This is a genomic window from Pseudomonas endophytica, assembly GCF_001411475.1.
GTDB lineage: Bacteria > Pseudomonadota > Gammaproteobacteria > Pseudomonadales > Pseudomonadaceae > Aquipseudomonas > Aquipseudomonas endophytica.
Genome location: NZ_LLWH01000209.1, coordinates 93,868 through 100,778 on the forward strand (window position 1 = coordinate 93,868; position 6,911 = coordinate 100,778).

Consider the following 6,911-nt stretch of genomic DNA (forward strand, 5'->3'; position numbering starts at 1 on the left):
CGCTAGACGCCGAGCCTGTTGGTTTCTTCAGGCTTATCAGTGGGCAACTCTAACGTCGTTGGTGAGAGCTGCAAAGCCAGCACTCCGGCCAGAAGTAAACCGCTGGCCGCGATGACCAGCGCCGGGTGCAGGTCGCCGCTGAAGTGGCTGCTCATGGCTGCCAATAAAGGGCCGCCCAGTTGTCCAATAGCGAAGCAGGCGGTCAGTAAGGCGGCGTTACGCTGGGTGGCGTGCGGGGCGATGTCTCGCGAGCTTTGCATCACCAGCGTCATACAGGCCAGAAAAGGTGTGCCGCACAAGATCACGCCCAGTGCCAAGCCCGTGCTGCTGGGCAGCAAGCAAGCTAAAACGCCTACAGCCTGAATCCAAAGTGCCGCCATCAACCACAGGCGAGTGGTACGGGGCGAAGGCCGGCGCAGGCTGATCAAAACTACGCCAATGGCGGCGCACAGTCCAAAAGCCGGCCAAAACAGATCGGCTTGCCATTGGCCATGAAATTGAGCGTTAGCCATCTGCGACAAAAAAGTTGCCGGGATGATGTATCCCAAACCATATAGGCCATAAATCGCCCCTAGACGGGTTATTCCTGGGTGGCGCTGACTGGCTGGCGCAGCAGGCTGATGGGGGGCAAGCATGTCCGATCGCGGCAGAATCGGCATGATCAGCAAGAGCATGAGTAGGGCGGCCATCGCGTAAATCAGCCATAGCGTCGACGAATTTTGCCCGTGGGCGTTGGCAAACAGAGCCAGTAACCCAGTGAGAACCACGCCAGCGCCGGGGCCGGCAAACACCAGTGCGCCCAGCCGTGGGCGGTTGGTGCTGACGGCTATTTGCTGACTAAGGGCGGTGATCATCACCATCACCCAAGCACTGGCCACCCCGGCACCCAAGCGCAGTAGTAAATGCGGCCAGAAACCTTGAGCCCAATACGAAACCAGCGTCAGTAGCACGCATAGCCAAAGCCCAGTGTACAGGCGTGCGCGAACTTGCTCCGGGCGTCTGGCGCGAATGGCGTCCAGTGCGCCGATTAAATAGCCCAGATAGTTGGCGGCGGCGATTAGCCCTGCGTCCGTCAAGTTGATCTGACCTTCGCTGATCAAGTGCGGCAATTGCGGCGTGAGTGAAAAACGACCAATACCCATGGCCATCATGAGTGCGATAAAACTGGCGAGTATCCGAGTCACGGGGGACATGTTGTTGATTCCAGAGTGAAGACAATGACCGTTAGGCTAGAGATCATTGACTTTCTTTAAAATTGAATAATAGTGATCTACTTATTCAGTTTTGGAGAATGCTGTGGAGTTCAGTCAGTTACGTATTTTCCAAGCCGTGGCCGAAGAAGGCTCGATTACCCGTGCCGCTGAACGTTTGCATCGCGTGCCCTCTAATCTGTCGACTCGGCTCAAACAGTTAGAGGAACAGATGGGTGTTGAGTTGTTTATGCGCGAGCGCCAACGCCTGCAATTGTCCCCGGCTGGCAAAGTGCTGCTGGATTACACAAGTCGTCTGTTTGCTCTGCACGATGAAGCGCTAGGCGCGGTGCAAGGCGGTGTGCCCTCTGGCAAATTCACTCTGGGGACGATGTACAGCACCGCGGCGATCCACTTACCTAGCCTTTTGGCGCAGTACCACCGTGCCCACCCAGCGGTGAGCTTGCACGTACAGTCGGCCCCGAGTGGAGAACTACTCGAAGGTTTGCTAACGGGGCGTCTGGACGCAGCACTGGTGGACGGCCCGCTAGAGTTGGCTGGGCTTGATGGGGTTGAGTTCTGTGAAGAACAACTGGTCATGATTAGCGACTTGGACCATCCGCCAATCACTCGCGCTCAGGATGTACAAGGCCGCGAAGTGTTTACGTTTCGTCAAGGGTGCTCTTATCGAACGCGGCTGGAGGCTTGGTACGCCAGTGATCGAGCAGCGATGGGGCGGGTCATGGAGATCGAGTCTTATCAGGGGATGTTGGCGTGCGTCGTGGCCGGGTCGGGTGTCGCATTGATGCCGGCTTCGATGTTAGCCAGCTTGCCGGGTCGTGAAAGTGTCGGTGTACATCCTTTGAAACAACCTTTTGACTCAGCCACGACATGGTTGATGTGGCGTAAGGGCATGCTAGGCGCCAATTTGAATGCGTGGATAACCTTGCAGCAGACGCACTCTCAGAGAAGCAACGTTATTACGGCGTCGAAACGGGCATCTGCATAACTGAAAAAGACAAGAAGTAACCTAAAGATCATTGACCTACGGCAAGCATCTTGTAGGAGTTCGGACTATTATCTGTACGAAGCGGCCACGGAACCCGGTCGCACGTGTGGCCCCAAGGGGGATTTATGAAAGACAAACTGAAAACTTGGCTACATGACGTCGGCGTTGCACTGGGCCTGATTGAGCCTCCTCTGCAACCGATCCCGATTCCCGTCGAAGATCCACGTCGCCGTCCGCAACGTCGCCGTTAAGATCACTGTCAAGACGGGTGCTTGGCGCTATCGCCTGACGATTTTGAAGTCTGCTACCCCTGTCGTTTAACAAGGCGCAGGCTGAGGAATCTGGGCTGCACTGAAAAAAACGGGCACGACCTCCGACGTCGCGCCCGCTGAAGAAAGTGCCTATCAGGCGACGCTGCCTACGGTAGCCGGGCGCCGATCCAGCAAGCTCACCACGATAAAGCTGATAAGCCCGACGCCCAAGCTGTAATAGATAGGCGTATTCGCGTCCAAGCCATCTTTGAACATAAAGACCAGCGCCGTGATAAAGCCCAAGCTCATGCTACTAATAGCGCCTGCGGTGGTTGCGCGCTTCCAGTAAATGGCCCCGATCAATGGCACTAGCATGCCGCCAACCAACAGGTTGTAGGCCAGTGTGAGGGCGCTGATCACATCGTTAACCACCAATGCGATAGCCAGTACCACAAAGCCCGTGAGCAGGGTGAACAGGCGGTTAATCTTCAAGCTCGACTGCTTGCCACCGCGCAGCTTAGGTAGCAGATCTTCGGTGAGTACGGTGGATGCGGCGAGCAAGCCCGCGCTGGCAGTCGACATCATGGCGGCTAGGGCCGCTGCAATCACCAGCCCATGGATGCCGTCCGGCAGCGAGGCTTTTACGATGGCGGCGAACGCATTGTTCACGTTGCCCAAATCCGGGATCAATACATGCGCAGCCATACCGATTAGGGCGCAAGTTAGGCCGTAGACGATGCAGTAAACACCTGCGAACGTACCGGCGTACTTAGCCACCTTGTCAGTTTTTGCAGTAAACACACGCTGCCAAATATCTTGACCGATCAAAATGCCAAAGAAATAAATCATGAAATAGGTGACGATGGTTTCCCAGCCAATGCTGGTGAAGTTGAAGTTCGACGCTGGCAGTTTGCTCACCAACTCATCCCAACCTCCGACCCGATAAAGGCAAATCGGCAACAGGACGAACATCAAGCCCACGGTCTTGATCACGAACTGCACGATGTCAGTCAGGGTTAGCGACCACATGCCGCCAATGGTTGAGTACACAACCACCACACCGCCGCCGAGCACCACGGACACCCAGAACGGTAAGCCGAATAACACCTCAAGCACGGTGCCGATGGCCAAAATGGAGGTCACCCCGATCATCAACGCGTAAGCCAACATAATCACGGCGCTGGCTTGGCGTGCCATTGGGTTGTAACGCTTCTCCAAGACTTGGGTCACGGTGAAGATTTTTAGCTTGAGCAACGGTTTAGCCAAGAACAGGTTGAGCGCGATGATCCCGCAGCCCAGTGCTGCACACAGCCAGAAACCCGAAATTCCGTGCACATAGCCCAGGCGAACAGTGCCGACGGTCGATGCGCCGCCCAGTACGGTGGCGGCCATAGTGCCCATGTACAGAGTTGGCCCGAGATTGCGCCCGGCGACCAAATAGTCTTCGTGGGTTTTGGCCTTGCGCATGCCGTAGTAACCCAGCACCAGCATTGCCGCAGCGTAGATAAGGACGACTAATAAATCTAAAGCCATGATGGCGAGTCTCCGATTATTTTTTTTATAAGGCGATCAGGCGATTGAGGGCATCATCGGCCTTTATTTCTTGTGTGCAGGCGCTTGTTTTATGACACAAGAACCACTGCCATCCTGGCTAACCACATGCTCCGCTTGCGTTCACCGCTCAAGGTGCTTCACAGCACCTCGATGCTTTCTAATCACGGGTTTAGCGATGGACGACGCCGGGCAATACGCAGAGCATTTCGTACAGCAAGTTCGCACCCAGCAGTGAGGTATTACCCGTGGTGTCGTAGGGCGGCGAAACCTCCACCAGATCGCAACCGATCAAATCGAGGCCTTGGCAGCCGCGAATGATTTCTATGGCTTGAATGGTCGTCAGGCCGCCGATTTCGGGTGTCCCGGTGCCAGGTGCCCAAGCCGGGTCAATCCCGTCGATATCAAAACTGAGATAGACCGGGCCATTGCCGACTTTTTTACGGACTTCTGCCATCAGAGGGGCCAGTGACCGATGCCAGCACTCTTCGGCCTGAACCACGCGAAAACCTTGTTTGCGGCTCCAGTTGAAGTCCTCGGCGGTATAACCCTGGGCGCGCAGACCAATTTGTACAACGCGATCACAGTCCAGCAAGCCTTCTTCAGCTGCGCGGCGGAAGGTGGTGCCGTGGGCGATTTTTTCGCCAAACATGTGGTCGTTCACATCGGCGTGTGCGTCGATGTGCACCAGGCCAACCTTGCCGTACTTTTTGTGAATTGCGCGCAATATCGGCAGGGTGATGGTGTGGTCGCCACCCAGTGTCAGCGGGATCACATTGTGTTCAAGAATGTCATCGTAGGCTTGCTCGATGATGCGCACAGCGTCCAACAGGTTGAAGGTGTTGATCGCCACATCACCGATGTCCGCAACCGACAGCGAGTCGAAAGGGGCGGCGCCAGTGGCCATGTTGTACGGGCGGATCATCACCGACTCGGCGCGAATCTCGCGTGGACCGAAGCGGGTGCCTGCGCGCAACGACGTCCCGATATCCAAAGGAACGCCAATAAAGGCGGCATCCAGACCGGCGGCAGATTGCAGGTGGGGTAGGCGCATCATGGTTGCAATGCCGGCGAAGCGTGGCATTTCATTGCCGCCCAGTGGTTGGTGAAGAATTTTTTCCACGGGAAAGACCTCGTCGTTTGTTGTGGTTATGGCGCTCGATTCTGCGAAAGGCCGGTCAGAGGAAGAATCCCTGTGGGCAAATACTTACTTCAGGTTTTTCTAAACTAATGGCAACGCTCGCGTTAGACTCCAGACCCAAACATCAACCTCGCATCCACAGGTAGAAAGTGAGTCCTGCATGGCCAACGCTTTACCCGATCTGAAACTACTGCGAATTTTTGCCAGCGTGGTCAGACACCAAGGGTTCGCTACGGCTCAGCAGGAACTCAACCTGTCGACCTCGGCCATCAGCACTTACATGAGCCAGTTGGAGGCCAATCTGGGGCTGGTGCTGTGCCATCGCGGTCGTGGCGGATTCAGCCTCACCAGCAAAGGCGAATTGTTCCATCAAGAAACCCTACGTCTGCTCGGCGAACTGGAAGGGTTTGAACAATATGCGGCGGCGTTAAAAGGCGAGCTGCGCGGCACTTTAAACGTGGGCGTAATCGACTCCACAGTCAGCGATAAAGCTTTGCCGTTTGCCGAAGCCATTGGCGCTTACAGCCAAGAGCACCCTGCGGTGCACTTGCATCTGTCGGTCTTGAGCCCTTACGAGTTGCAGCTTGGCGTGCAGGATAATCGGCTGGATCTGGCCATCGGAGCGTTTTCTTCGCGCATGAGCGGTCTGGTGTATCAGCCGTTGTACCGTGAGCAACACTGGCTGTATTGCAGCACCCGACACCCATTATTCGGTGAGCGTCGGATTCATGAGTCCGTGATTACCCAGCAACGTATGGTCGGGCGAGGTTATTGGAGCCAAGCCGAGCTGGCGCGGCACGGTTTTAAACATAGCGCCGCGACGGTCGACAGCATGGAAGCCCAATTGATTCTGGTGCTATCAGGCGCCTACATTGGCTACTTGCCCGAGCATTACGCTGAGTCGTGGGTCGAGAAAGGAGACTTGCGCGTACTACTGCCAGCCACTTTCGGCTATCAGGCACCGTTTTCGATGATTGTGCGCCGCGGACGTAGCCGTGAGCCGTTGATTCAAACCTTCCGTGACCTGCTCAAAGCGCAGCTTAATCACCCTTGAACCAGAGCATTACCGCCATGTCTCGTGCCCAATGTCCTCGCTGCATGCGTCCGCAAACGCACTGCTTATGTGACTTGATCCCACAGTTGGATAGCCAGACGCGAATCTTACTGTTACAGCACCCCAGTGAGGTCAACCATGCGTTGAATACTGCCCGCTTGGCCGCCTTGGGTTTGACCCATGCAGAGCTGCGTGTGGGCGAAGTGTTTGAGGATTTACACGGCTTACTCAACCTGCCGGGGTATCAAGCGCGTTTGTTGTTTCCGGGGGAGGGCGCACAGTTGCTTCAGTCGGGGGCTGTGACGGATGACAAGCTGTTACTGGTAGTGCCGGATGGAACGTGGCGCAAGGCACGCAAACTGCTGCACCTCAATCCATTGCTGGCACAGTTACCACGGGTGACCTTGCCCGAAGGCGCAGTGTCGCGTTATCGGCTGCGCAAGGCACCTGGGCCTGGGGCGTTGTCGACCGTGGAGGCCATCGTCCAAGCGTTGGAAATCGTTGAGGCGCCGCGTTCATATGCAGCCTTGCTGCGACCATTTGAAGCGCTAATAGAAGGGCAAATTGAAGCCATGGGCGCCGACACCTATCAACGGAACCACAGCACTCAATCCTGACACGCCTTTGCGGGCAGTCCAGACTGTAGGAGCTGCCGAAGGCTGCGATCTTTGTTTTTAACGATCGAAAGATCGCAGCCTTCGCCAGCGCCTACCAC

General features: G+C 56.1%; 7 protein-coding genes. 4 read left to right on the forward strand and 3 right to left on the reverse strand.

Annotation, left to right across the window (positions count from 1 at the left end):
• Positions 1-2: 2 nt before the first annotated feature.
• Positions 3-1,193, reverse strand: coding sequence for an MFS transporter (locus AQS70_RS19765; RefSeq protein ID WP_055104433.1), 1,191 nt, complete (start codon positions 1,191-1,193; stop codon positions 3-5).
• Between the two features lie 103 nt (positions 1,194-1,296).
• On the opposite strand from AQS70_RS19765, the gene ptrR reads away from it, so the two are divergent.
• On the forward strand, positions 1,297-2,199 hold the full coding sequence (ptrR, locus tag AQS70_RS19770) for a putrescine utilization regulator PtrR (protein WP_055104434.1): 903 nt from the start codon (positions 1,297-1,299) through the stop codon (positions 2,197-2,199).
• A 125-nt stretch (positions 2,200-2,324) separates the two neighbouring features.
• Positions 2,325-2,450 carry a PA1414 family protein gene (locus AQS70_RS24230; RefSeq protein WP_262200485.1) on the forward strand — a complete coding sequence of 42 codons (126 nt, stop codon included), beginning with the start codon at positions 2,325-2,327 and terminating at the stop codon, positions 2,448-2,450.
• A gap of 153 nt (positions 2,451-2,603) precedes the next feature.
• Here the strand turns inward: AQS70_RS24230 and AQS70_RS19775 are convergent, their stop codons facing one another.
• Entirely contained in the window at positions 2,604-3,983 is a 1,380-nt protein-coding gene (locus AQS70_RS19775) for a sodium:solute symporter family protein (RefSeq protein ID WP_055104435.1), read from the reverse strand.
• Between the two features lie 190 nt (positions 3,984-4,173).
• On the reverse strand, positions 4,174-5,124 hold the full coding sequence (gene speB / locus AQS70_RS19780) for an agmatinase (protein ID WP_055104436.1): 951 nt from the start codon (positions 5,122-5,124) through the stop codon (positions 4,174-4,176).
• Between the two features lie 178 nt (positions 5,125-5,302).
• Here speB and AQS70_RS19785 point away from each other — a divergent pair, with 178 nt between their 5' ends.
• Together AQS70_RS19785 and AQS70_RS19790 are read left to right on the forward strand one after the other, a co-directional pair.
• Complete coding sequence (locus AQS70_RS19785; RefSeq protein WP_055104437.1) at positions 5,303-6,196, forward strand: LysR family transcriptional regulator; 894 nt, start codon at positions 5,303-5,305, stop codon at positions 6,194-6,196.
• A gap of 17 nt (positions 6,197-6,213) precedes the next feature.
• Positions 6,214-6,813, forward strand: a complete 600-nt coding sequence (locus AQS70_RS19790; RefSeq protein WP_055104438.1) for a tRNA-uridine aminocarboxypropyltransferase — start codon at positions 6,214-6,216, stop codon at positions 6,811-6,813.
• The last annotated feature ends 98 nt before the right edge of the window (positions 6,814-6,911 follow it).

Excerpts from the sequence above, each read along its gene's own strand:
- AQS70_RS19765 (WP_055104433.1), bottom strand. The coding sequence starts at position 1,193 with ATGTCCCCCGTGACTCGGATACTCGCCAGTTTTATCGCACTCATGATG.
- AQS70_RS24230 (WP_262200485.1), top strand. The coding sequence starts at position 2,325 with ATGAAAGACAAACTGAAAACTTGGCTACATGACGTCGGCGTTGCACTG.
- AQS70_RS19775 (WP_055104435.1), bottom strand. The coding sequence starts at position 3,983 with ATGGCTTTAGATTTATTAGTCGTCCTTATCTACGCTGCGGCAATGCTG.
- AQS70_RS19785 (WP_055104437.1), top strand. The coding sequence starts at position 5,303 with ATGGCCAACGCTTTACCCGATCTGAAACTACTGCGAATTTTTGCCAGC.
- AQS70_RS19790 (WP_055104438.1), top strand. The coding sequence starts at position 6,214 with ATGTCTCGTGCCCAATGTCCTCGCTGCATGCGTCCGCAAACGCACTGC.